Annotated in this window: 21 protein-coding genes; 2 read left to right on the forward strand and 19 right to left on the reverse strand. The window is 48.5% G+C overall.

The features are described 5' to 3' along the window. Position 1: 1 nt before the first annotated feature. The 18 genes from nagA to ACQ4MZ_RS02745 form a co-directional block, all read right to left on the reverse strand. On the reverse strand, positions 2-1,111 hold the full coding sequence (nagA, locus tag ACQ4MZ_RS02660; RefSeq protein ID WP_430842677.1) for an N-acetylglucosamine-6-phosphate deacetylase: 1,110 nt from the start codon (positions 1,109-1,111) through the stop codon (positions 2-4). A gap of 59 nt (positions 1,112-1,170) precedes the next feature. Further along, positions 1,171-1,734: a pentapeptide repeat-containing protein gene (locus tag ACQ4MZ_RS02665; protein ID WP_430842679.1), complete on the reverse strand. Its 564-nt coding sequence runs from the start codon at positions 1,732-1,734 to the stop codon at positions 1,171-1,173. 15 nt (positions 1,735-1,749) lie between these two features. Further along, positions 1,750-2,046: a thioredoxin gene (gene trxA, locus ACQ4MZ_RS02670; RefSeq protein WP_090375102.1), complete on the reverse strand. Its 297-nt coding sequence runs from the start codon at positions 2,044-2,046 to the stop codon at positions 1,750-1,752. Between the two features lie 90 nt (positions 2,047-2,136). Then, the gene (locus ACQ4MZ_RS02675) at positions 2,137-3,186 is read right to left on the reverse strand and encodes an acyltransferase family protein (protein WP_430842682.1); all 1,050 of its coding nucleotides are present in this window, start codon (positions 3,184-3,186) and stop codon (positions 2,137-2,139) included. A gap of 51 nt (positions 3,187-3,237) precedes the next feature. After that, the gene (locus ACQ4MZ_RS02680) at positions 3,238-4,584 is read right to left on the reverse strand and encodes a hypothetical protein (protein WP_430842684.1); all 1,347 of its coding nucleotides are present in this window, start codon (positions 4,582-4,584) and stop codon (positions 3,238-3,240) included. Next, entirely contained in the window at positions 4,581-5,459 is an 879-nt protein-coding gene (locus ACQ4MZ_RS02685; RefSeq protein ID WP_430842686.1) for a glycosyltransferase family 2 protein, read from the reverse strand. Before ACQ4MZ_RS02685 ends, ACQ4MZ_RS02680 begins: the two co-directional genes overlap by 4 nt. 18 nt (positions 5,460-5,477) lie before the next feature. Next, a complete protein-coding gene (locus ACQ4MZ_RS02690) occupies positions 5,478-6,431 on the reverse strand; it encodes a hypothetical protein (RefSeq protein ID WP_430842688.1) in 954 nt (317 codons plus the stop codon). 6 nt (positions 6,432-6,437) lie between these two features. Next, complete coding sequence (locus tag ACQ4MZ_RS02695) at positions 6,438-7,190, reverse strand: DUF5672 family protein (protein ID WP_430842690.1); 753 nt, start codon at positions 7,188-7,190, stop codon at positions 6,438-6,440. Then, on the reverse strand, positions 7,190-8,173 hold the full coding sequence (locus tag ACQ4MZ_RS02700) for a glycosyl transferase (protein ID WP_430842692.1): 984 nt from the start codon (positions 8,171-8,173) through the stop codon (positions 7,190-7,192). The genes ACQ4MZ_RS02695 and ACQ4MZ_RS02700 overlap by 1 nt, the downstream gene beginning before the upstream one ends. Next, positions 8,170-9,393, reverse strand: a complete 1,224-nt coding sequence (locus tag ACQ4MZ_RS02705; protein ID WP_430842694.1) for a glycosyltransferase family 4 protein — start codon at positions 9,391-9,393, stop codon at positions 8,170-8,172. Before ACQ4MZ_RS02705 ends, ACQ4MZ_RS02700 begins: the two co-directional genes overlap by 4 nt. A 41-nt stretch (positions 9,394-9,434) precedes the next feature. Beyond that, a complete protein-coding gene (locus ACQ4MZ_RS02710) occupies positions 9,435-10,091 on the reverse strand; it encodes an acetyltransferase (RefSeq protein WP_430842696.1) in 657 nt (218 codons plus the stop codon). 2 nt (positions 10,092-10,093) lie between these two features. Beyond that, entirely contained in the window at positions 10,094-10,792 is a 699-nt protein-coding gene (locus ACQ4MZ_RS02715) for a WbqC family protein (RefSeq protein ID WP_430842698.1), read from the reverse strand. Between the two features lie 8 nt (positions 10,793-10,800). Next, positions 10,801-12,858, reverse strand: coding sequence for an ArnT family glycosyltransferase (locus ACQ4MZ_RS02720; RefSeq protein ID WP_430842700.1), 2,058 nt, complete (start codon positions 12,856-12,858; stop codon positions 10,801-10,803). A 4-nt stretch (positions 12,859-12,862) separates the two neighbouring features. Next, on the reverse strand, positions 12,863-13,945 hold the full coding sequence (locus ACQ4MZ_RS02725; RefSeq protein WP_430842702.1) for a DegT/DnrJ/EryC1/StrS family aminotransferase: 1,083 nt from the start codon (positions 13,943-13,945) through the stop codon (positions 12,863-12,865). After that, a complete protein-coding gene (locus ACQ4MZ_RS02730) occupies positions 13,938-15,194 on the reverse strand; it encodes an ABC transporter ATP-binding protein (protein ID WP_430842704.1) in 1,257 nt (418 codons plus the stop codon). The genes ACQ4MZ_RS02725 and ACQ4MZ_RS02730 overlap by 8 nt, the downstream gene beginning before the upstream one ends. Positions 15,195-15,211: 17 nt before the next feature. Then, positions 15,212-16,045 carry an ABC transporter permease gene (locus tag ACQ4MZ_RS02735; RefSeq protein ID WP_106597149.1) on the reverse strand — a complete coding sequence of 278 codons (834 nt, stop codon included), beginning with the start codon at positions 16,043-16,045 and terminating at the stop codon, positions 15,212-15,214. Positions 16,046-16,047: 2 nt separating this feature from the next. Further along, on the reverse strand, positions 16,048-17,139 hold the full coding sequence (locus ACQ4MZ_RS02740) for a hypothetical protein (RefSeq protein WP_430842706.1): 1,092 nt from the start codon (positions 17,137-17,139) through the stop codon (positions 16,048-16,050). A gap of 2 nt (positions 17,140-17,141) precedes the next feature. Next, positions 17,142-19,682: an SLBB domain-containing protein gene (locus ACQ4MZ_RS02745; RefSeq protein WP_430842708.1), complete on the reverse strand. Its 2,541-nt coding sequence runs from the start codon at positions 19,680-19,682 to the stop codon at positions 17,142-17,144. A 275-nt stretch (positions 19,683-19,957) separates the two neighbouring features. Here ACQ4MZ_RS02745 and ACQ4MZ_RS02750 point away from each other — a divergent pair, with 275 nt between their 5' ends. Beyond that, positions 19,958-21,829 (forward strand): DNA topoisomerase IV subunit B, encoded by a 1,872-nt coding sequence (locus ACQ4MZ_RS02750; protein ID WP_430842711.1) that lies wholly within the window; start codon positions 19,958-19,960, stop codon positions 21,827-21,829. A gap of 154 nt (positions 21,830-21,983) precedes the next feature. Then, positions 21,984-23,057: a prephenate dehydratase gene (pheA, locus tag ACQ4MZ_RS02755; RefSeq protein WP_106597153.1), complete on the forward strand. Its 1,074-nt coding sequence runs from the start codon at positions 21,984-21,986 to the stop codon at positions 23,055-23,057. 74 nt (positions 23,058-23,131) lie between these two features. Here pheA and ACQ4MZ_RS02760 read toward each other — a convergent pair whose 3' ends face one another. Beyond that, a complete protein-coding gene (locus ACQ4MZ_RS02760; RefSeq protein ID WP_430842713.1) occupies positions 23,132-25,300 on the reverse strand; it encodes a hypothetical protein in 2,169 nt (722 codons plus the stop codon). Positions 25,301-25,307: the final 7 nt, after the last annotated feature.

Genomic DNA, 25,307 nt, shown 5'->3' on the forward strand with positions numbered 1-25,307 from the left:
TTTAGCCGCGCAGCACTTCGAAGGTTTCGAGATTATCGTCGAATGTGGTGAAAACAGCCGGGTAGCCCGGTGCAATGCTACCGATCTTGTCCTGGACACCCAAGGCGGTTGCCGGACGAATGGTTGCCATTTCTATCGCTTCCTGAACGGGTATTCCAATAATCTCAACCGCGTTCCGTACGGCGTCGCCAAGCGAAATGGTAGCGCCCGCGAGGTTGCCATCCGAATTGATGTATTTCCCGTCTTTCAGGCTTGCATCAAATTCCCCCCATTTAAACTGGGTAACTTTTTGTCCTAAAAATAAAGCGTCCGAAATCAGGAAGAGCTTGTCGCGCTTGATTTTGTAGGCCACGCTGGCAGCCCCAAAATCGCAATGGGTACCATCGATAATGATCGGCGCGTAAACGGAATCGGTGTCGAAAGTAGCGCCTACCAGCCCGGGAGCGCGATGGCCGAATGCCGACATGGCATTGTACAGATGCGTCACCAGCTGAATCCCCTGGTCGAATGCGGTCATAGCCTCTGCGTAGGTAGCATTGGAATGTCCCGCCGAAACAGTAATGCCCGATTCGAGCAGCATTTGCAGCTGGTCTTCGGTGAACATTTCCGGGGCGATGGTGATCAGGCGGATCACGTCTTTGCCGTAATGGATGATCTCTTCCAGCTCTGGATTGGTGGGTTTGCGGACAAACGACGCCAAATGCGCACCACGTTTGATCGGATTCAGGAACGGGCCCTCCAAATGCATTCCCAAAACGCCGGAATCCGGATTTTTGGCCATGTAGCTGCGTGTGGCCTCAATGCCTTTCAGGATATTGTCGTGCGGAGAGGTAATGAGGGTAGGGAGTACATAGGCGGTGCCGGTTCGTGCGCTCGCCTGGTAAATGTCGTCGATCGTCTCCTCGTCGGCGCGCTCGGTGAAGTAGAACTGCTCGCCTCCGTTAATATGGCTATCGAACAGCCCGGGAGCGAGGTTGGTCACCTGAGGCATGCCGGTTTTGGGTGTACCGCTTTCTACGCTTCGGATACGACCGTTTTCGGCAATGATAATCTGGTTAAATAGGATTTCTTTCCCTGTAAAAACTCTCTCTGCGAAAAACTGGGTGGACATAATCAAAGGCTTGGTTTAGAAGCGTCCAAGAAACAAAAAACGCGGAGCGGTTCAAAGCACTATTTGATAATTATGTCAAACTTGGTTAAAAGGCCCGCAAGGTCCGATGAGAGAAACTTCGCCTTGCGGATATTGTTGGCTGTTGGGTCGATTGTGAAGTTTTTACTGGTTGAAAAATCGACGCCGCCGAGGTTGGTACCGTCGAAAACCGCGTCCCAGAAGTCGCAGTTATGCACTTTGCATTTCGATAGGTCGGTTTGGGTAAAATCCGCATTGTGGATCTTGCAGTTGCTGAAAACGGTTTTGTTCAGCTTTTTCCGCTCGAATACCGCGTAATCGAGAATGCAGTTTTCGAAAACGGCAGCGAATGCAAAGTCTTTGGCCTCCGAAAAGTTGACGCCGGTAAGTTTGCAGTGGACGAATTCAATATCGGAAATCTTACAATTCTTAACCGATGCATTGCTCAGGTTGCATTCCTCGAATACGCAGTCGATGAAGTCGATGCCGGCCAGGTCCGGGATGCTGCAATGCACAAACCGGACCTGCTCGTAGCTGCTTTCCAGCAATGGCTCAATGCTAAAATCTTTATTTTCAATCGTGTCGAAGCCGCGGGTATTACGCATTGAACCAGGGAAACATTAAATGTATTGCTTGATAACGGATTTGAGCTGATCGGCCTGTACTACGCCCGATTGGCGCCAGAGCGGCTTGCCGTTTTTGAAGACGATCAGCGTAGGAACGCCCTGGATGCGGTACGCCTGCGCCGCCGACTGGTTTTTATCCACATCGACTTTAATGATCGTCGCCGAGTCACCCAAATCGGCTTTTACTTTTTCGAGGATCGGCTTCATCATTTTACATGGGCCGCACCATTCGGCCGAGAAATCCACCAAAACTGGTTTATCGCTGTTGATCAATTCTGAGAATGTTGCCATAACACTACTGTTTTGTCTTTAATGATAACCCATCCCGGCCCCGAAAGGTTTAGTCAGAGCCACAGAAAAGCTGGAGTAAAGATCATGCCATTAATTCCAGTTGTCTCTCAGGAATTTACCCACACGTTTCTCCACCCATTCGTAGGTGAAATGCGAATACAGGATAGTTAACCCGATGGAACTGAGCAGGGAAATCGCGAACATTCCCTCGTTTTCGGGTAATTTTAAAAACCTGAACAAAATGATGTTGACAAATATCAGCACGATCGCGTGGTTCAGGTAAATAGAGTAGGAGATTTTGCCCAGATACTGGAAGGGCTTGCTGCTCAGCATTTGCGTAACGATGCCGGTAGAGCTCGCAAAAATGACGATGCCGAACGAGAAAATGAATGGGAAAACGAGCTTCCACAGGTTCAGTTCCCAATGGTGTACAAAATACATGGCCGCGATCATGAATAGCAGGAAAGGTATTTCGAACGCAGAAAGCTGAAATGTTTTTTGCCTTAACAGCCGGTGTGTGAATATGCCCAGCGAGAAGCAGAGAAGCCCGCGGACATAACCGTAGTCGTAGGCAAGCAGGTATTCGCCCCGGGAATAGATGAAAATGCCCGACAATAGTCCTATGAGCGCAAACGCTGCGTATTTAAACCGGGGTAATATCAAAACCACCAGTCCGAATACCACATAGGAAATCATTTCAGCCGAAATCGACCATGAGGGATAGTTATTGCTGATCCACCCGCCGAACACCGTGCTGGAACCCATGAATGTCAGGGCGTCGAGAGATGTGTACAAATAATAACTCAGACCCATTCCGGCCACATTTTTCAAGGCGCTGTGCTCGCCGAGCAGGTTGGCTGCTACAAAAACGACTTCGGTGTAAAACAGTAGCGGGTATAATCTGATGAAACGCTTTTTCAGGAAAGTCAGGAAGTCGCCGGTGCTGTGAATGCGGTCGACATAGTTGAGTGCAATGACGAAGCCGCTCAGCACGAAGAAAAAGTCGACAAACAGGCTCGCGTTGATCACGAAAAAGTTGTTGTAAAGGATCGACTCTTTGAATGCGTTGTGGTGATGGGCAATGACCAGGACGGCGAATATGCCCCTTAACCCATCCAGTTGTTCAACTCTGTTCTTCATGCGCGGAATGCAGGGAACCTCTCAGAAGCTCCCACGGCTCGGGGGAGCGTATCAGGTGGTTACGGTGCTTACGGGTTGCGGGCGGGGCCTTGAAACCTTTCTAAATCTCGGGATAGCGTCCAGGTATTTGATACCCAGGAAACGGATCATAACCGAATACGGAAACCAGAATGCAATATCGTAGGGACGGCCACCGGTGAACAGCAGCACCATCATCGACAGAAAAAAATAGGCCAGAAACGTCGTTAGAGGGTTGGTATGGCGGCGCACTTCACGGATCACGTAAAGGAACAGGAAGAAGTTAAAGCTTGCGAAAAAGACAAAACCAAAAATCCCGTGATTTACCCATGATTCCAGCAGAGGAACGTCGAGATAGTCATTCTTATAACCTCTGCCAAGAAAGATATCCCACGAATACAGGGTTTCTAAAAACTCGCCAAAACCGCTTACACGTCCCATAGCGGAGTAATCGACGTCAGCTTCTTCCGAAAGCCTCACCCCGGTCGACGTAAAGATCACGTTCATGATCCGGTCCTGGAAAATGTCCCAATAACCTAGTAACAGGTTCAGGATGTTACCGTAGCGCGAAAGAAAATAGTTGATCGCCACCAATATGAGTATGATAAACACCATATTCCTGAACTTGAATGCATTGGCGATGCCGGTGGTGATGTTCGAAAATTTGAAATGAAACAAAAAATAGGCTCCAAAAGCAATTCCCAAGCCGAGATAGCTGGATTTCGCGAGCGACAATACCACCACACCCATTCCAAACAGTACTGAAAAAAACAGGAATAGCCTGGTTAACAGGTGTTTGGTGTTCCCCAGCAAAACCAGGGCGGAAAGTAAGGTAATAACCCCGTTACGGGCCGTGATGTGCGGGTTACCTCCGGGTTGGGCACCTTCGTTGGCAAAATTGACGGCAGCCCGCATACCCGGCGTCCAGTTGGGATCGGTGATGAGCGAGTAAACGAGGGTAATGTTGGTAAAAAAGGAAAACAGGAAAAGAACTTGTATCAGCGTGTCTTTCACATCGTTGGGGACGTGCATCAGCAATGCGATAAATCCGAATGTGAACACGAAGTTACCGATGTCAGCAATGGATTTCCCCTGATGGTTCATGAACATGAAATACCAGAGCGTCAGTAGCAGAAAACCGAGCCCGAGGTTGATCAGGATGATATTCGGTTTGTAAAGTCGCTTGAAAAGCGTAGGCGGCACCATTAATAATAGCGCCAGCGAGAAAAAAATAGCTGTAAAAACGCTGCTCGCGGGGCCTATACCAAGTGTGTCGCGTATAAAAAATATCAGCGGAAATCCGTTGAACATCATCGCGATGCCCACGGAATACCGGAGATAGTTAAAATTATTGACTACATTAAATAAGCTCCAATTCATCTGGAAAGCCGGAATCTGATGTACTGAATATCGAACCGCAGAATGAAATAGGCGATTTTACGGACACGGCACCAAAGATACTTGATTTTGTTGAGTACGGTGTTCGTTGAAATGTACAATTTTTGTACCCTCGCATGCTCCTCCCGGCCGATCGTCGTGGCGATGGTCGATGACTTCGCTTCTGCGTGTACCCGCAGCGCGCCCCCGAGGCCGTCGATCTTTTTCGTAGTCGTCGATTTATGCGAAGTGTACCGGGTAATAAAGTCGTAATCGAATGCAAAACGGAACGACTCGTCGAACATCCCGTACTTTTCCACCAGCGAACGCCTGAAGAAAAGCGACTGGTTATGGATTTGCATCCCTTCCAGGATCTGACAATCGAAGTTGTAAGAAGTCGTTTTGAGTATTTCGGTCACTTCGTCGTCGGTAGTGATCATGTACAGGTCGCCATAAAGGATATCGACCGGATATTTCAATGCTGCTTCTCCAAAACGACTGAACGTGCCGGGAAAATATACATCGTCGGAGTTTTGGAAGCTGATATATTCGCCTGTTGCTCGCTCCAGCGCCTTGTTGATGGCATGTACCTGCCCGCGATCCTTCTCGGAAACCCACCATGACAGGTATTTTTCATATTTTTTAATCACCTCGACGCTCCCGTCATTCGAGCCGCCGTCGACGATAATGTATTCGAGATTCGGGTAGCCCTGGTTGAGCACGCTCAGGATCGTCCTTTCGAGAAAGGATGCCTGGTTGTAGGAAGGGGTAATGACCGTCAGTTTCGGGTATCGTTGCGCATTGCCGGAAGTCTGGGCCGGTTTCAGTGCTGATACGAAGTTCCGCAGGTCCTGTGTGGTTTGTTCTAAAAAATGCATGGAATCCTGTTTCGCTGGTTAAAACTGATCGATATAGTTGGTTAATTCCTTCAATTTGGCCGCAATGCCTTTTCGCATGAGCCGGTTAGGAAGGATATTGGCATACTTTCCAAACGCCGGTTCACCACTAATTTTCAGTTCCTGCTTCTTTCGGATGACAATGCGTTGATACTGCATAAACAATGTCTGAAACGCCTTGTTCTCGGTCACAAGCGGGGCATGATCCGACCAGATCGGATCGAAATACCCAAGCCCGGCGAAATCAAGCGAAACCAATGGTTGGCCATCGACTTCGTACGTGCCGTTTTGACTGACAAGGTTTTTATTCAAAACCGCATTCAATCCATAATGCCAACCTGCGTTATGGATTGTTTTTGTTGCAGGAACCCACACCGGAATGTAATTCAGCCACAGCTGATCCGTATTCATGCCGTTGCAAAGGTCAAAATACGCGCGGTCGATTGTCCGGTGCGCCCACCATTCCAGTGCTGCCGTTGTTTTGTTGGAAGGCCGCAAGGTCCAGCTCCCCGAATGGTACATCCCGGCATTAAGAATGCGTTTGTCGTCCAGAATGGCCGATTTTTTTAATGGTGCTGAAATGTTGGGTGTCAAAAATATTTCAGGCCCCGCTTCGAGCAAGCTGTGGAATGCGTTTTTGAGCCATATTGTGGGACTCAGGAATGTCAATTGTGTGCATTCTGGATGTTTTTTTAATAAACATAAAGCAAACCAGGGACGAGTAGCGGGTAGAAGCTCGAAATCGTAATATTCAGCGGCCATCCTGTTAAAATCAGGAATGGCGAACTCCGAAACCGGAAGCAGCTTTACATGCTCCGGAAGCTTTTCAATACTGAGGGAATCAACCAATCCGATGTAAAGCGTACTTTCAGGCTGGTGTTGTAACACAGAATCCGCCAGTGCCAGTGCATGTGCCAGGTTGGTTCGGTTACAAACTGTGTATATAATATTCATGAACGATTATTCCGTTTCAGGCAAAGTTTTAAAGTAGGGCATTTCGTGGATGTTGTCCCTCGAAATACCTGTCAGGGCAAAAGGCAAAGTGGTATTTTGATATTGGACACCAAATTGCGCAAAATGGCTGCGTACTATGTCGGTAGGCTTTCTCAAATGCGGCAAAAACCTGTTCGCTTCAAGCTCCCAGAATACCGAGTCGGCATTAGGGAGGTTTGGATTGTGGCGGTATTGATGAGCCACACTTCGTTTGCCTTTCAAAGCGGCCGTCATCCGCTCAATGCGGCAAAGGTAAAGTCCGTTGTCCGCATAACCCATCCCGAATAACCGTTTTTCCTCCTCCGATAGCCCGGTGATGCGCTTCAAAAAGCCGGGTGCAGCATGGGCATCTGTCAATACAGGGCCGGCTTTGAGGTAATCGTAACCTTGCTTACACCAGTAATGCAGCTCGTCTTTGATCACCCAGCTATTTAGCTCATGAATCAATAAAAAGTCGCACCAGTTGAAACGATCGTAAAAATCCGGCATCAGCAAAAGCTGCCCCAGATGCTGCCGCGATTCGAAAAAGCGTTTGGGGAAATGCACGACATCGATATTCTCCGCATGTTCGCGTACAACCGAAAGATCGGCACCTTCGCCGGCGACGAAAATGATCGGATAGTCGGCAAGGATTTCCAGCGCGTGATGGAGCAATTTCTCCTCCGTTGGATTGATCTGAGGTTCGAGAATAGGAACGATAACGGTAACCAGCTCTTTCATCAGATCGTTTGCAGCTTGCCGATCAGGTAGTTGAAAGGCATTTTCAAATATTTCCTCACGCGCAGGTACCGGCGAGCAGGCGCGGGCTTAATGTATGCGCAAGGGAATTTACGGTAATAAGCGTTCCCGTTGTCGATCAGGCTGTTTTTGTACAATGCGAAAAGTGCAGTCAGGTCGGTGCGGGCACTCAGCTCGAAACGGTCCTGGTATTTCGACAGGATATCCGGCCTGGCAGGATCGTAGCCGCTATAATGGAAGAAGATCAGGGGACTTTCTTCATTCACATACCAATGGCCCTCGCGCTGCGAGAATTTCCGCTCGTGCAAGTTCCAGTAAGCCGCATTGTAACCCGGACTTCTTTCAATATGTGTATTGGGGACAAAAACCGGCAGGAAATTCATCCAGTTCTGATCCACGAAAAGCCCGTTGCAAAGATCGATCAGACATTCATAGCGCAGTTTTTCTTCCCACCATGCGATGAACCGGTTGTTTTCATCCGAACGGCTGAACGCCACAAAACCAAGGTTATAAACACCGGTATTGAGGTGATGCAGCTCGTTGGGGGTCAACTGGTCGTCGACCGGCGTATTGATATGCGGCGTGAGCACGGCATTGTGCTTTGCCAGCGAGTTTTTAAGTTCGGTTAGCGGCTGAAAAACAATGATATCCGGATCGAAATAAATGACATTTTTCGCCTCGGGGTAATGTTTGAAAAAATAGGTAAAATAGAAGGGCTTTACCGCTGTGTTCAGCTCGGTGATATTGTAGCGAGCGCACATTTCCTGAAAATCGCTGATTTCGATCTTGTCGATCTCGATCATCGGGTAGGAGGGTGCGTATGAATCTTCAAATGCAACTCCGTGAAGCGTATCGACCAGGCCAATGAAAAACCGGATATCCGGGTTGGTGGCTTTGAGCGAATCTCCTAATGTCCGGGCTTGCGCGAGGTAATTGATGGAGCAAATGGTAAAGGCAATGGTCATTGATTGTGCTGTTCCGAAACCTGCAAAGGTAAATACTTCTGAATAATGGCTTCGACGCTGGCTACGCTTTTGTCTGTGTTATGCCTTTCCAATACTTTTTTACGTGCATTCTGACCCAGGGTGTTCCGCAATGATGGGTCGAGGATCAGCTGGATGATCGCATCCGAGGCCGCCGAAATGTCCATATACGGTACTACAAACCCCGCATCGCCCTCGATGAGTTCCGGCGCGCCGCCTGCGCCTTCAAAACATACCACCGGAATTTCCTGCAATGCAGCTTCCATAACCACCAGTGGATAAGGGTCCTCGCGGGAGCTGAGGAGCAGCACGTCGAATCGGTTGATATAGTCCAATGCACGCGGCGTTGGCGGAATGAGGATGATTTTGTCGCCTAATCCCATAAGCCGGATATCGTTTTCGATCAGCTGGTAGATCTCATGCTGCGGGCCTGCGCCCACCCACACGAAGTAAACCGGCAATGGCTGTGTCTTCCGGATAACCCGGCTGGCGATCCAGTTAAATATATCATTCCCCTTGCGCCATTCGGCATTTCCGCAACCACCGATTACAATCGCGTCTTTGGGGATTTTATAGGTTTTTTCAAGAATGTCGTGCTGAACGTCGGCCAGCCGTTGATCGATATGCTCGTGGTCGATCAGCGTAAAAGTGCTGACGTGTGCAGCGGGGAAATCGTATTTACGGATATAGTGGTCAGCGACGGCGTTCGAAACGGCGATCAGGTGATCCGTCTTTTTGAGCAGGAAAGAGAGTTGCTCTTCCTGTGTATAAATCTTGACAGACATGGCCAGCTCGTGTACAAAAAGCACAAGAGGCAAATCGTGAAAGGATTTCAGGAAGTCGTAATAAACTTCCGCATTGGCAATGGAATTGATGAAAATGAGGCCGATATTCTGTTGTTCGAGTTCCGCCAGGACCCTTTCGTTTCCTTTATGCTGTGAGTGCTCTTCGTAGAATTTCAGCAGGTTGGTTTTGCGCAGCAATTTGCCGGTAAATGGGGGAGTGGTAATCTTTTTGGTTTGAAAAAGACGCGTAACGCCCACTACTTCCTCGAATTCCGCTTCCAGTTCCCCTCCGTTACAGAGCAGCAGGTGCATCGGAACGCCCCGTTCTTTCAATAGCCGCAATAACTGCAGTAGCAGCAACTGACTCCCTGCCCTGTTAGCATCGTGACTTACAAAAAGTATTTTCTTCTGCTCCATTACCGATATTAGCTAGCTCAAAATCTCGTAACCGGATCGACTCAATAAGCTTCGTAGCTCAACTTTCCGGGTACTTTTTTCGCAGGGTTTCCTACATAGACACCCCATTCTTCGGTTTCTTTCATGATGGCCGACGCCATTCCTACCAGCGTACCTTGCGCGATCGTCGTGTAGTCGCGAATGGTGGCATTCACCCCGAAGAAAGAGTACGATTCTACCACACAATGCCCCGAAAGTACCACATGCGAAGTAAAGAAAACGTGGTCTTTGATCTGGCCATGGTGGCCGATATGGTTGCCGCTCCACAACACGACGTTGTTGCCAATAGTCGTGAACGGCTGGATAGTATTGTCTTCCAGAATAAAGCAGTTCTCGCCGATCTCATTACCGAAGAGCGTCGCACGGGAACTGATATAGGAGATAAACTGATAACCCTTCGCTTTGGCGTGGTTGTAAATCGCCTCGCGGTTGCGGTTCATATTACGCCCGGTCATCGGCGCAAAGAATTTATATTCCGAAGGGGGGAAAATGGTTTCCACCTCCTCGAACGCCACCACAGGCAGGCCGTGAAAATTATCGTGCTCGATGTATTGGCGATTGACGGTGAATGCAACAACCTCATGATCAGAGTCATGGGTCAAATAATAGTGCGCTAATTCTGCTGTGTCGAGTACTCCAAAAACGATAACCTTCGCCATTACTAAATCAGTTCGTATGCCTCTAATTGTTTCCTGATATCGTCGAGACCGTTAAACATCAGAATGTCTATAACAGACAACCAAGGTACGAAAGCATTTTTAAATTGGGGGTACGGGCTAGATATACTTTTTATGAAGTCCAGTCTTATTCCCTCGTTTTCAAATTTCCCTTTATCGTACAATTCCACCCCGCCAATCGGATTGATGTAGTGGTTTGCTTGCTCCTGCTTACAGATATCCAGAATCCGGTCCTGTCCTTTCAGGTGTTTATTATTATATATCGTTGAAGAGGGAACAATCTCCGTGCCTATGCCCATGTACGCGCAGGTTTTTTGCAAAGCGTATATACATAGCTCGTTGATTGAATCAACTTCTAAATTTACGATTTCTTCTATCAGTTCAAAAACCTTTTGATAACAGGGAGCCTTCTGATATGACTGCTGAATGGTTTTCAATAATTTTTTCTGCCACTGTTCATGTCGGGCAAGTTCCACTTCCCGGATCAGTTTATTCTGGCTCGCATCTTTCAGCGGAATGGTAAAAAGGTGCGCCTTTCCCCCAACGAGCAGGTTGTTTCGGTTGATCCAGCCCTTGTTGATGAAGTTCACATCGTCGTAAATAATGAACTTGTCCACGGCATTGATCAGCTGAAAATAGCCGATATATGGAAAAATATACGGCTGCATGATAGCAATAGTCATGGCTTGGGCTATTTGAGTTTTCTCAGATAATAATCTTCCCCGCGCTCGCTCAGGAACATCCGGCGATACAAAGTGGTGTCGGAGCCCAGGCGGATGTCAGTCGGTAATGCGCGGATCTTGCTGGTATCGTTCACCACCTTCCGGGCATAGAACAGGTAATCGGCGTCTTTAGGGATCGGGCGAAGGCCTTCTTCAAACGGGTTGATAGAAATCAGCCTCCGCGTGAGGTTCTTGCCGTAAAGCGGGTATTCAAAATCGCTGTTTACAGTTGCGAGTGCCACAGTGGCATTTTCAGGCACGATGGAGTCGAAACGGACGTAAGCTTGGGTGATATCAGGTCTTGCAAACGTCTGGTAAGGAATACGGTCCATCGTTAATGCCGACTCCATTCCATATGCTGGCAGCGGAAGGCATCGGATATTGAGGTAAACAGCCATAACGCCGGATATGCAGGCAAGCCCTACAACGAGCATAATGTAGCCTTTCCAGACATTCCTGCGCGGTTTGATGATTGACAAGCGATGGTGGGAGAAGAGCAGCAACAGGAAAAGCACGCCGAAAAGCCCGGCTTCCATAAAATACCGGCCTTTGAACGGATCATAAGCCGCCGAATAGGAGATCGTCGCCAGGTTAAGGCAGAATGCGATCACCAGGAAAAAATGCACCCGCGACCTGAAAACCCGTATCAATACGAGGAACATCAGCGGCAGGATTAACGCAAATCCCAGCACACCCCAGTACGGGTTCGCATTGTAATAGTAAAACCCACGCTGGAAAGAGAATGGAACGATGGTGAAGTCTTTCTCTTCGTCGAGGCGCATTTTCAATTTATTCTCCAATAGCACCAGCGGTTTCCGGATGGCGGTATTCAGATCGTAACCCCATTGCGCATTCCGGATGCCGTCGAGGTTGCAGAAATCGTAAATATATCGGATCACATTGCGGCTTCCTTGCTCAAACAGGTTGGCCGCGCCGCCCGCGCGCTCGTAGGATTGGTGGTAACGTGCCGTTGGAGGGCCGATGGGGTGCCCGAAAACCTGGATATTGCGGATATAGCCCGTCGGTATGGTATAAATCAATGCGAAAAAAGCGATCGCCAGTCCGAGCCTTAACGTCCTTTCGAAGAATACCTTAAAACTTGGCGCAAGGAAAACGGTGTAGATCATGATTACGAACACCGACGGCATGAGTAATGCGAATGTCGCCTTATGACCTGTGACGATCGCAAAGGTAATTCCTGCGAGATAGAGATAGCGATTGTCGCGGCTGGTGTAATAGGTAAACAGGAAATACAGCAGGCAACTCAAGTAAGCCGTTAGTACAATGTCAGTTTCCGTTGTAACGGCCTGCATCAGGAAGTCGAGGAACAAGCTGTATGCCAGTGCGCAAAAGAAACTCGCTGACAAGTTCCTTCCAATCCTTTGAGCAATACCAAAAACAGACACCAGCGTGACATAATATGCCATTTGGTGAATGAGTTTGAAGGCATTCTCAATATTCCCGCTGATCAGGTATGTGTAAATATGAATCGTAGTAAGGCTCTTCGGATAGGTATCCATATTCCAGTTGGCTCCACCGAAATGCTCCATTGTGCCTCGCTGAATGTAACGGATTGCGCGGTTGAGGTGCCCGGTCATACTGTCCCATTCGTTCGGCGCGGTAAAGAGCACGAGTATCAGGTTGGTAATTCCGATCACCGCCAGTGTCAGGAACAGCGCACCGAAAATCACTTTCAGGTACGCGGAAAGTTCCCGGGTCCAAAGCCGGAATGTGCCCAGGCGGTTGGCGATCAGTCCGCGAATGGAATACGGCATTTGCTGCGGTACGAGCCTTGTCCAGAGTAGATATTGTAATGCAAGCACCACGTAGGTACCGCCGATCCACGCCAAGACATTAGCGGTGAGGTTCAGCGCCGACAAAACAAAGCCGGTAGGGATAATGCTACCGACAAAAAGGATGAAGAAGGTAATAATCAGCTCTGTGAGTGAAGGTTGAGCAATTTTTTTTGCAACAAAGCTGATACCGTATAAAAACAGGAAAAAAGTTAGCCAATAAAAAATGACCATGCGATTATGGTGATAAATGACCGTTGATAATGCGGGAAATCCTCTCGATATCTTCGTAAGGAAGCCCAACATATAATGGCAAACTTAACACTCTTGCCGCGATATCCTCGGAAACAGGGCAGGCAATTTGCCTTGGCATGAAAGAAAGGGTGTTAAGCGACGGGTAAAAATATCTCCTCGGAATAATTTCTTCCACTCTCAATGCATCCATTACCTTGAACATGACCGTCTCCGAGGGAAACACCACAGGGTAATAAGCATAGTTGTATTCAATATCAGCACTCAATGTGGGTTTAAACAAAATATCCCAGTTGAGCAGGTTGTCGTAAGCGGCAAAAACTTCCTTGCGCGCCTGTATAATTGCGGGTACTTGCGGGAGGTTTACGAGCCCCATTGCTGCATGGAATTCCGAATTTTTTCCATTAATCCCGGCAAATTCATAATGCTCGTCTCCCTGGTGGCCAAAGGCACGCAACAAATGCAGTTTGCGGTCGAGTTCCGGGTGATTGGAAACCAACGCTCCGCCTTCAATGGTATGGAACACTTTCGTGGCATGAAAGCTGCAAGTGCTCAGGTCACCGTATGAAAGCAGTGATTTTCCTTTATAGGTAACGCCAAATGCATGCGCGGCGTCGTAAATGACTTTGAGGTTATGTTTTTGAGCAATGGCCTCGATTGCCTCGATATCGCAAGGGTTGCCATACACATGCGTAGCGAGGATCGCCGATGTGGCCGGCGTAATGGCCGCTTCGATCAATTCCGGATTGATATTGAAGGTGGCTGGATCGATGTCCACGAAAACCGGCGTGCAGTTTTCCCACAAGATCGCATTGGACGTCGCCACGTAGGAGAACGGCGTCGTAATGATCTCGCCTTTCAGTTCCAGCGCTTTGATAGCTATTTGCAGAACGATCGTTCCATTACTGCAGAAGTAAAGATGATCGACTTTCAGATATTCTTTAAGTTGTCCTTCGAGCTTTTGTAAAAGAGGACCGTTGTTGGTCAGATAACCACGCTCCCAGATTCCACGGACATATTGCAGATATTCTTCCTGGTCAGGTAGAAAGGTTTTAGTGACGTTAATCATTCACTACGTGTTCAGATTGGCGAATGGAAAAATTGAGTTGAGGGCGAATGTATCCGGGCCATTTGCCATACCAGGTCACATTTTCACGGTAATCCTCAATATCAAAAACAAGGGCTTCCTCCATATTATAAAGCACGGTGCTTGTGTCTTTCACAATCATCATCGAAACCACATACGAGCCGTCATTCAGGAAGTTGCCGGGAATTTCACAAGTCCCGCTCACAAGACCTTTGGAGAAGGTCTCCGCTTGCGTGCCTACATTGAAAATACACTCGCCGGTGAATGTGTACAGGTGCATGCTCAGGTTCAGCGAAGCACCTTCTACCAGGTTCCAGAACTCGAACTGAAAGTTGATCGGCGTACGGACGTCGATGTGGTTCAGATCGTCCTGATATTCCGGGAAAAGTTTGAAACTCTTCACGCGTACCTGGTCGTTCCCGGGAGCGGAGTCGATATTGTCCCAGTGCTTTTCCAGCGATTTATGTGAAACCTTGCTGAGATAGTTGGTTACAATGTGCGTCGTGTCGCCCTGGTCTATCAGCCGGCCTTTTTCAAAATAGAATGACTTGTTACAAAGTGCCTGAATGGCGGTAAGGTTATGGCTTACAAATAGCAGCGTGCGGCCACTTTCAGAAACATCCCTCATTTTACCCAGGCATTTCTTCTGAAACTCGGTATCACCCACGGCGAGTACTTCATCTACAATAAGAATTTCCGGGTTAAGGTGCGCTGCAATTGCAAAACCCAGGCGGACGTACATCCCCGACGAATATCTCTTAACAGGCGTATCCAGGAATTTTTCAACCCCTGCAAAATCTACGATCGCGTCAAATGACTCACGGATTTCAGCCTTCGACATACCAAGAATAGCGCCGTTGAGGAAAATATTCTCACGGCCTGTCAATTCGGGGTGAAAGCCCGTACCTACTTCCAGCAAGCTGGCGATGCGGCCGTCGATTTTAATCTGGCCGGTGGTAGGCTCGGTAATGCGGCTCATGATTTTCAGGAGCGTCGATTTACCGGCACCATTATGGCCTACAATACCAATTCGGTCTCCTTTATCAATACTAAAATTCACATCCTGCAACGCCCAGAACTCCTCTTTCTCGGCGAAACCGTTCTTTTCCTGCTTGCGGAACCATTTGTCAACCGTATCGGAAACAATGTCACGCAGGCCGGATGACCCATTTTTACGCTGATGGTCGATGATATATTTTTTGCTGATATTTTCAGCTACAATTACAGGCATGCCCAAGAGTAGTTATTTCAGATATGGTCTACGAAAGTATTCTCTTTTTTACGGAAATAGATCAGCGAAATAACCAAAATGATCGATGATGTAATAACCGTTGAATACAAACTCTGCGGGTTGAAATAGGATTTGCTTCCCAAAAGGCACCAGCGGAAACCGTCGATAATCCCTACGAGGGGGTTCAGGTTATAGTATTTCTCATACCAGGTGCCCTTAACGAGGCTACTGGGATAAGCCACTGGACATACATACATGCCCACCTGTACCATAAAGGGAATCAACTGTCCGATGTCCCGGAAACGTACATTCAGCACAGCAAAAAACAGGCCGAAGCCCATCGATGTAATAAATGTAAGCAAAATGAAGCAAGGAAGAAATATGATCTGCCAGCTAATGGGCGTTTGGAAGAACGCCGTCACCAGTAAATAAATACCGAAAGTGATGAGGAAATCCACAAAACCAACGGCAACCGAGCTCAGCGGCATGAGCAACCGTGGGAAGTATACCTTAGACACCAGGTTGTGGTTGATCAGGATACTGTTGCTGATCTGGGTGAAAGTGTTGGCAAAGAAAGTCCAGATTGTAAGCCCTCCAAGTACCATGAGTGGGTACGGAATACCGGGATCCGCTTTTATTTTGGCCACATAACTGTAAACAAAGACCATGACAGTCATGGTCATGAGGGGGCGCAATACGCTCCACGCGACGCCAAGGAGTGTCTGTTTATATCTAACGGAAAGATCTCTTTTTGAAAGGATCCAGAGTAGTTGCTTATTGAGCCAAAGGTCTTTCCAATAATCCTTTTCAGACCCGCCGGCTTTGATTGTAATAGAGTGTTGAGTTGCCATGGTTACGCCGTTACCGCCTCCTTACGCACGATTGTAGTGGTAGGTGTAGAAAACACTGTTCTGAAATAAACAAAGATCAGTGCGATCATCAAACCCGCCAATGCCCCGATTTTGGCATTACGCTTATCTTCATATTTTACATCCAGAGGCACCTTGATACCTTCGATTTCTGTGAACAAAGGGGCTTCTTTTACGAGGGAAATGCGCATTTTTTCGGCATTGGCCATGGCTTCGTAATACAGCTGTTGCAGGAATGAGGATTTCCTTTCCATACTGTTGGCTGATACTTTTACTTCCGGCATCATAATCTGGGCGCTGTAATCGAGCTGTTTGGCCAGCTTATGTTCCGCAATTCCCAACACCCTGGCGAGTGAATCGGCGCGCTGGTTGAGGAGACGGAGTGTTTTACGTGTTTTCTGCGTCTGGTTTTCGGTGTACATTTCTTCTACCGTTTCCAGAAGGGTGGTTACCCACAAACCCGCGAGGCGTTCGTTCTCCATTTTGGTGGAGAGCTGCGTGAACGACGACTTTCGGTCGAGGGATGCAATCTCCGTCGCCTCAGCTGCACGCTTCACGATGGTATTGAGGTTGATACGGGAATTGAGGTCCATTTTCTTGACGTCGTTGGTCGTAAAATGGAATTTCTGTAAGTCGGGATAATCTGCCCAGTCGGAGGTCTTGATACCGCTTGAGTCAATATAGAAGTTGGCAAGAAGTTGCTTCTTCCCATTGATTTCAACTTCTTTCAGCAAGTTCCGTTCCAATACCGGGCGGGACTTCACAAAATAGAAGAAGTTCTCTCCGGTAAAGATATTCGCGTCCGGCTGCGCGCCGATACCGAGCAGGCCTGCTACGTCGCCGAAGCCTGAGCTTGCGCCCGCAGCACCGAGGTTGAACACGACGGTCGCTTCATAGGTAGGCGGCTTATTCTGGTAGGTATCCATGGCATATCCGATACCGAAACCTACGGCTGGCAGGAGCAAAAGCCATTGCCAGTTACGGATCAATGCATTTTTGACTACCAATATTTTCTCGACGACTTCCTTGGGAGATAACTCGTCGTCCGGGATTTGTTGTGTGGTCGTTGTCGCCATAGTTATTTAAGTGAACGGAATGCCAATACTGTTACAATCAATCCCATAATTGAGCTCAACAAGGTTGTAGCTGTTTGAATGCTTTGCTGTGTATTCAGAGCCGGCGCATTTCTTGTCGGAACGAAGATCTCTGATCCCGGCTGTACTTTCGGATATACATTGAAGAACAGGAATCTTCTCGTACGATCGATATTACCGTTAGGATATTTGATATAAGAGCTCTTTCTGAGCGATTGCACCGTGAAACCTCCCGATTGTGAAATGTAATCCGAGAAGTTCATCCCCTTGCCATATTTCACGGTTGTAGGGTAAAGTACGGAGCCTGTCACCTGAACGGTTTCCAGACGCTTTGGAATGCGTATGATATCACCTTCCTGCACCACGAGGTCTTCGAATGAACCCGGGTTTTTCAGAATGTTTTTCAGCACAATACCGATTTTCTCTTCTTTTACGTTCGGCAGGTCACCGGTAAGGGTTCCTTGTTTGATTTGCTTCTCCGTTTGCTGAACTTCTGTGTAGTCCACCGCTTCGTCGAGGTTTTTCACGATTGTACGACGCAAGAGTGTTGCCCCTTCCGGATAAGCAAGCTCGGTTAGGCCACCCGCTCTTTTGATAATGTCGCTGATCTTGTCGTTCTTATTGACGATCGTATAAGGACCTGTTACCAACACTTCGCCCTCCACGAAAACCGTTTGCTGCTCTACATAATTGGGCGACTTACGAACGATCACCTGGTCGAATGGGAACAATACGAAGTTCGTCGCTTTGGAATTCAATGACAGGTCGCGGTTTACATTGAACTTATAGACCTCCGAGATCTGCGCATTTGCTGCCCCGGCTACCGAATTTCTTTTTCTTCTGACAACCTCAATCTCCGAAGTATAGGCTGATTCTTTCAGACCGCCAGCCTGAACCAGCACGTCTTCAAGCGTCATATCGGTCGTGTATGGGAATTTACCCTCGTTCTCGCCGATTTTAGTATTGTTTACTTCTCCTTCAACGCTCACAAATGCCGTTTCTGCCATTTCGAATCTCGATGGGACGATGATCTGGTCGAGGCGCGTCAGTACGAGATCAGGTGTTACGCCGTTCAATACATCGGTAAAGTTGATGGGGATGGTCTGAATGGTCAGATCCTCGCGGGTACGCAGCACGTTCAGGCGGCCCACAAATGCGTCTTCACGCATTCCCTGTGCATTCTCAATCAGCTTTTTCAGGGTAGGGCTGTTATCGAGCGAGTATTCGCCCGGGCGCATTACCGCACCTTCCACAGTGACAATGTTCTCGAAGCGGTCCAGGACAGTTTCTACGTTGATCGAGTCGCCGGTTGCCATTTCGAAGCTGTCGTATTGCTCTTCCGGCACATCCAGGATCTTACGTTCTTTGGAAGTAATGCGTTGAATTTTTAGTCTGGCACGGTAGGCCTTGTCGCTGAAACCGCCCGCGTAACGGAGCACATCACTCAGTTTCTCTTCCGGCGTCAGCTCATAAATTCCCGGACGTTTCACCATGCCAGCGATTTCGGCGCGTTTCAGGTAGTAGCCTACCACCACGTTGTCGTTTTCCTGTACGCGGATATCGCCGTCGATTTTACCGTTTACAAGATAGTCGTAGATGTCCAGTTTAGATACAACCTTGCCCTGGCGAACAACGCGCACTTCACGGAAAGATCCAATTTCATTAGGTCCGCCGGCCTGGTACAATGCATTGAATGCAGACGACAGGGAGGACACTGTGTAAGTCCCTGGATTAATCACTTCCCCCGTTACAAAAACTTTTACAGAACGAACTTCTCCAAGTGTAACCATCAGTTTTGTCCGGGCCCCTTCACCACCCGTACCGATCATTCCCGGTACGAATTTGGCAAATTTGTCGATCAGGATTTTCTTAATTTCTTCGATCGTACGGCCTGCAACCATCACGTTTCCTACGCGGGGAATACTGATGAAGCCATCCTTGTTGACAACCGTTTCGTAAGTGCTTTCTGCGTAGTTATACAGATAAATCTTCAATTCGTCACCGGGGCCAACGACGTAGGTGGTTGGTGTAACGATCTGTAAATCAGGTATTAACCCCAGGTTTTTGTCTGCGAAAATTGAATATCCGTAGATTTTCTGACGAAATGCTTCTTTCGCTTGTTCTTCGGGAGTCAACTTGGTGCTGGTGCTGGTATTAATCTTGCTCTGGTCACCGCCTTCGGCATTCTGACCGTTCTGATTAGCAGCATTTTTCCCTTTGTCACCGCCCTGACCGTCGTTTCCCTGCTGCGGATTCCCTGATTGCGGGTTGCCTCCCTGCTGGGCTCCGCCCTGCTGGGTAGCGCCTTGCGGATTGCCCGCACCCGATTGTGTGTTACCGCCCGTGGTGCCGCTATTACCTCTCGGACCCGACTGCGGTGTACCCTGGGCGCCGGTGGACGTCGGGGCAGTCCCGGAAGGGGCTGTCGGAGCAGTAACCTGTGAAAAAGCGGGTAACGAAATGATGAAACTCAGGAAATAGGGAAGTACAGATTTATAACTTTTAGCCAACCTGGATCTGTTCATAAGAAGAATTATTGTACTATTGAAAGTCTGAAAATTCATTAAAACTATGTATAAGACTAGTATTTTTGAATTTGGGATTCGAGTACACGCAATGTTGTGGTAGTGTATATCATGGCAAAGTAAATTAGATTTTTCCTATTTTTAAAGAATTTCTATTAATCGGGGGCCCCCGTCGGGAAGCCCCGCAAAGTTATAACAGGGTAACGACAAAAGATTCAAATTATTAAAATACCGCCTCCAAAAGCGATAATACTCCTAAAAGAATAGTTATAAATATGGAAAGTACAAATGTTCAGTACGACGAGAGCAGTATCCGGTCGCTTGACTGGAAAGAACATATCCGCCTCAGGCCCGGGATGTACATCGGAAAGCTCGGCGACGGCTCGTCGGTGGACGATGGAATTTATGTGCTCGTGAAAGAAGTTGTGGATAACTCGATCGACGAACACATGATGGGTAATGGTAAAACGATCGAGATTAAGATATCCGAGCACCGCGTGGAAGTGCGCGATTACGGCCGCGGTATTCCTTTGGGCAAAGTCGTGGACTGCGTTTCGAAGATCAATACCGGCGGGAAGTACGATTCGGGTGCGTTTCAGAAGTCGGTCGGTTTGAATGGCGTAGGTACCAAGGCGGTGAATGCCCTTTCGAACCATTTCAAGGTACAATCGTACCGCGACGGCAAAACCAAATCTGCGGAGTTTCATCAGGGGACGCTGCTGAACGAATCGGAAGAAGGAACGACCAGCCAGCGCAACGGAACTTACGTGGCGTTTGAGCCGGACAATACTATTTTCAAAAACTTCCGGTACATCCCGCAATACCTGGATAATATGATCTGGAACTACTGCTATCTGAATGCGGGGTTGACGATCAATTTCAACGGGCAGAAATACTTCTCGCAGAACGGTCTGCTCGACCTTCTGAAAAGTAAATCCGACCCGGAATCGCTGCGTTATCCGATCATTCATTTGAAGGGTGACGACATTGAACTGGCTATGACTCATGGCAACCAATATGGTGAAGAATACTACTCTTTTGTGAATGGTCAGTATACGACACAAGGAGGCACCCATCTCGCTGCATTCAGGGAAGCAGTTGTTAAAGCAGTGCGCGAGCATTTCGGGAAAGATTACGCGCCGGAAGACATTCGTTCTTCTATTATCGGCGCCATTGCAATCCGTGTTCAGGAGCCGGTTTTTGAGTCGCAAACCAAAACGAAATTGGGTTCCAATACCATCACACCCGACCCGAATAGCACCACGGTGCGGACGTTTGTGAATGATTTCGTGAAAGAAAGACTCGATAATTTCCTGCACATGAACCCCGAATCGCGCGACGCATTGAAAAAGCGCATTGAGCAATCGGAGCGGGAGCGGAAAGAATTGGCGGGCATCAAAAAGCTTGCCAACGACCGCGCGAAAAAAGCCAATTTGCATAATAAAAAACTCCGGGACTGCCGTCTGCACCTGACCGACCTGAAAAGCGAGCAGCGTTACGAAACGACACTTTTCATTACGGAAGGAGATTCGGCAAGCGGTTCGATCACGAAATCGCGGGATATTCAAACCCAGGCGGTATTCAGCTTACGGGGTAAGCCATTGAACTCGTTCGGGCTCACGAAGAAGATTGTTTACGAAAATGAGGAGTTTAACCTGCTCCAACATGCTTTGGATGTGGAGAATGGTGTGGAAAACCTACGTTTCAACCGCATTATCATTGCTACCGACGCCGATGTGGACGGTATGCACATCCGCTTGCTGTTGATGACCTTCTTCCTGCAATTCTTTCCGGATCTTGTTCGGAACGGGCACTTGTTTGTGCTCGAAACACCTCTGTTCCGCGTTCGCAACAAAAAAGAAACCATTTACTGTTACAGCGAAGAGGAAAAGCAGGCAGCTATCGAGAAGCTGGGCAGCAAGCCGGAAATCACCCGTTTCAAAGGGCTGGGAGAGATTTCTCCGGAGGAATTCGGTAAATTTATCGGGGAAGATATGCGTGTAGAACCGGTGATCTTGCAAAAAGAGACGTCCATTCAAAAACTGCTGAGTTATTTTATGGGGAAGAATACACCTGAAAGACAGCGGTTTATCATCGATAACCTTAAAATTGAGAAGAACGTTGAAGAGCTCGCGCTCGCGGGCTAGGTTCGCCGTGCATTGCATGCCCGCGCATTACATGCCGTGCATTGCATGCCGCGCATTATCTTTGGCGTGGCCAAGTAATATAGGACCGGGAAGGCCTTTATTTAAAAGTGTAAATGCACCTCCCGGTTTGAATAACCTTATTTAAAGTGTTTTTGTGGAATTACAGGATTTAAGAAACAGGATCGATGGGCTGGACGATCAGCTGCTGAGCATTTTGAACGAGCGCATGGAGCTTGTGAAGAAGGTAGGTGAGCTGAAACGGTCTTCCCAGTCGATTATCTACCGTCCGGAAAGAGAGAAACAAATCCTCGACCGGCTGGCGAAACATAACAACGGCTTACTCACCCGTCAGGCGATCGACGCCATTTTCTTCGAAATATTTGCGGTTTCCCGCAACCTGGAACTGCCCGAGAGGGTATCTTACCTGGGGCCGGAAGGAAGTTTTACGCACCAGGCGGCCGAAGGTCGTTTCGGTGCGATGAGCGAATACCTTGTGCTACCCACGATCCATTCTGTATTTGAAAGTGTGGAAACGGGTCGTGCCAAGTTCGGTGTGGTACCTATCGAGAACAACCAGGAAGGTATCGTAGTCGAAACTGCCGACTTCCTGCGCGAAAAGAACTTGTCCATCGTGGCTGAAATGCTCCTGAAAGTACACTTTACTTTCGCATCGCAGTCCGACAACCTGAAATCGATCAAAAGAATTTATTCGAAAGACATTGCATTCCGGCAATGCGGGAAGTTTATCGGTGAATACCTCGAAGGAATGGGCATCGAACTGATTGCAGTAGACTCCACTTCGAAAGCGGCCAAACTGGCGTCCGAAGAACCGGATGCAGCGGCGATATGCTCGTCGATTTCAGCGAGGCTGTTTGGGGTACCTATTCTGTTCGACAATATCGAAGACAGCGATCAGAACCAGACGCGCTTTCTCATCCTGGCGAAGGATTTTACGAATATGAGAAGTGCCGATGACAAAACGACGATCATCGCCAATCTGCCGAATACCAACCGCCCGGGCGTTTTGTACGAATTCCTGAAAGATTTCAACGACCGCGGCATTAACCTGACCAAAATCGAAAGCCGGCCGTTGCGTGGCGAGGCATCGTTCCGGGCATGGTTCCTCGTTGAATTCCTCGGGCATATGGACGACCCGCAAGTGCAGGAGATCATGCACAAGTACGGAACGCATTTGAAATGGCTTGGAAGCTACGTGAGAGTGGCTTAGCATACGTTTTTTGCATAAATAGCAGAAAGCTCGCTTCATCGGCGAGCTTTCTGCTATTACGAGGTATCTCAAAACTATTTCCTCAACGTTCCGCGGTACAGCGACGGCCAGTTGCCGTACAACTCGATTTCAGTTTCCACGCCGTCGGGCAGGCGAACCTTCATTTTCCGTTGTGCCGAGGGCTGTTGAAAGGAATCGACTGCTAATACGACTATCTGGTTTCCTTTTACAATAGATGTAACAAATGGCTGCTTGCCGTCGATCGCCAGCAACGCCTGTTCTTTTTTGGGTTGGACCCACTGCCCGTTCAGTTGAAATGCCAGGTCCTGGTTTTGGCCGCCTACAATCACATCCTCGACTTGCTTGGCCATCCAGTTACCCAAAGCGTAATATTCCGTTGGGAAGTCCCAGTAAGGGGCGGCCGTTCCGCCGGAGGTGTTACGGCCCACTTCGCTTTCAGGCGTTTTGCCGTCGGCCGCGTACCATTCATAGCCCCAACCCCACATGTCTTTCGATAATTTATAGGCATTTGGGTTTTTCGCGCTGGGCGCGCCGTCGTGCCAAAGGTAATAACCATCGAAAAGGATTAATGAGAACAGCGAGAAACTCAATGCCTGGCTGGCGGGCATCATTTCGAGCTGGTTCATGATGAGCTCACCCTTCGGATCGGTGAGTTGGTAATTCCAGGGAACGATGGGGTCTTTGTACAACGGCATATACCGGTTCCAGCCGTAGAAAATGAACTTGTTGTCTTTCTGATAGGGCAGGAGCTTGTTGATGCGCAGCGAATGGATTGCTGAGAGCAATACGAAGTTGTTGGGCGAATTACCGGCATTATCGATCGCGAACATCGGTTTGGGATACACATCTATCGGCACGGTATTGAATACGTCCCGGAAGCTGTCGCCATTCGGCAACGGGTCGAAGTTTGGATTATTGGATTTTGGGTCGCTATATTCTTTGATAAAATCTTTCGGATTTGCTCCCCCGACGGTATTAATATGCGGATTGGTATAAGCCCCACCGCCCCAGTAATCCATCAAATGCATATTCGGGTGGTTCTTTTTGACCACTTTCGAAAACCATATCAGTCGTTGAATGACTTCTTTGGAATAATGCTGGTTCCAAAACTCAAAATCGTAAGCATACACTCCGAATCCTGGTACGCCTGCCAATGCTTCCACCTGTTCTTTGGAAAGACTTCCAAACCACTTTTCGTCTTTATCCCCGAAATAATTGGGAGTAGCCGTATAATGCAGCTTTTCCGCAGGGTATTCTTTTTCAGTGTTGGACAAATAGCCGATTCCGCGTTTGTAGTAATTATCGGAAGGAACATAATTGTTTAGCCGGTATTGCATCACCAGCTTACCTTTGATAGGTTCAAATTCAGGGAACTTGGTGTCGAAATCGACATTAATGGTGCGTGAGGGGGAAAACCAGTCGGGAATGCTGATGCGCGTTAATGCCTGGGTTGCTGCCCCGTCGGGCTTGCCAGCGATGTAGATGTTCTGCTGGCGGACGCTGCGGTTTTTGGCAGCATTCCACCAGTCGTTGTAGGGGGCGTCTATCCACCGGGCCGTTACGGAGTACAAATAACCCGGTTTTACCTGAATGCCATTTTCCAGCCCTTGCACCACAATGCCGTCGATCATGACCACTTTGGTTCGGCTGTCGTTGTAGTTGGCAAAATCACGCAGGTAGAGCTTGTCGTCCCTCCGGATTGGTCGCACGTCGAGCCAGTTGTCCTTGCTTCCCTGCCGGATCCATTCTTTGGCGTCGATCACCTCATTGGCCACAGCACCTTCGAAGTTGAATGCAGCGGTTGTCTGGCAACCCTGCTGGCCGAGGCTCGTAACGTGGATTTGCGCTTCGCCACCTTTGACCTGCACATCGGGGATCGTGAGCCAGGTGCCGTACCGATGCGGCACGGCCTGGAAGGTTTGTGTATGACCGTTTTGGGTGATTTTTACGTCATAAGGCGAAAGTCCGCCGGCATTGGCTGCGAGTTCGAACTGCATTTCGCGGCCGATCTGACGGTACCGGCGTATGGTGAGGTCACAGGCGTTAGACGCTGAGTCGAGCGTCCGCGCCATGGGGAAACTTTCTGTAATCTGGGCGTAGGATTTGTGGGCGCTGGGACCAAAACGGTTCCAGGCCCAGAGCCCGGAACCGATCAGGAATGCGAGAATGCCACTAAGCCAGAGAAGCGATGTTTTGGTCAAAACCTTCTTTTTATGTGTCACGATACGT

This window comes from Dyadobacter sp. BHUBP1 (assembly GCF_050587785.1).
In the GTDB taxonomy this organism is placed as follows: domain Bacteria; phylum Bacteroidota; class Bacteroidia; order Cytophagales; family Spirosomataceae; genus Dyadobacter.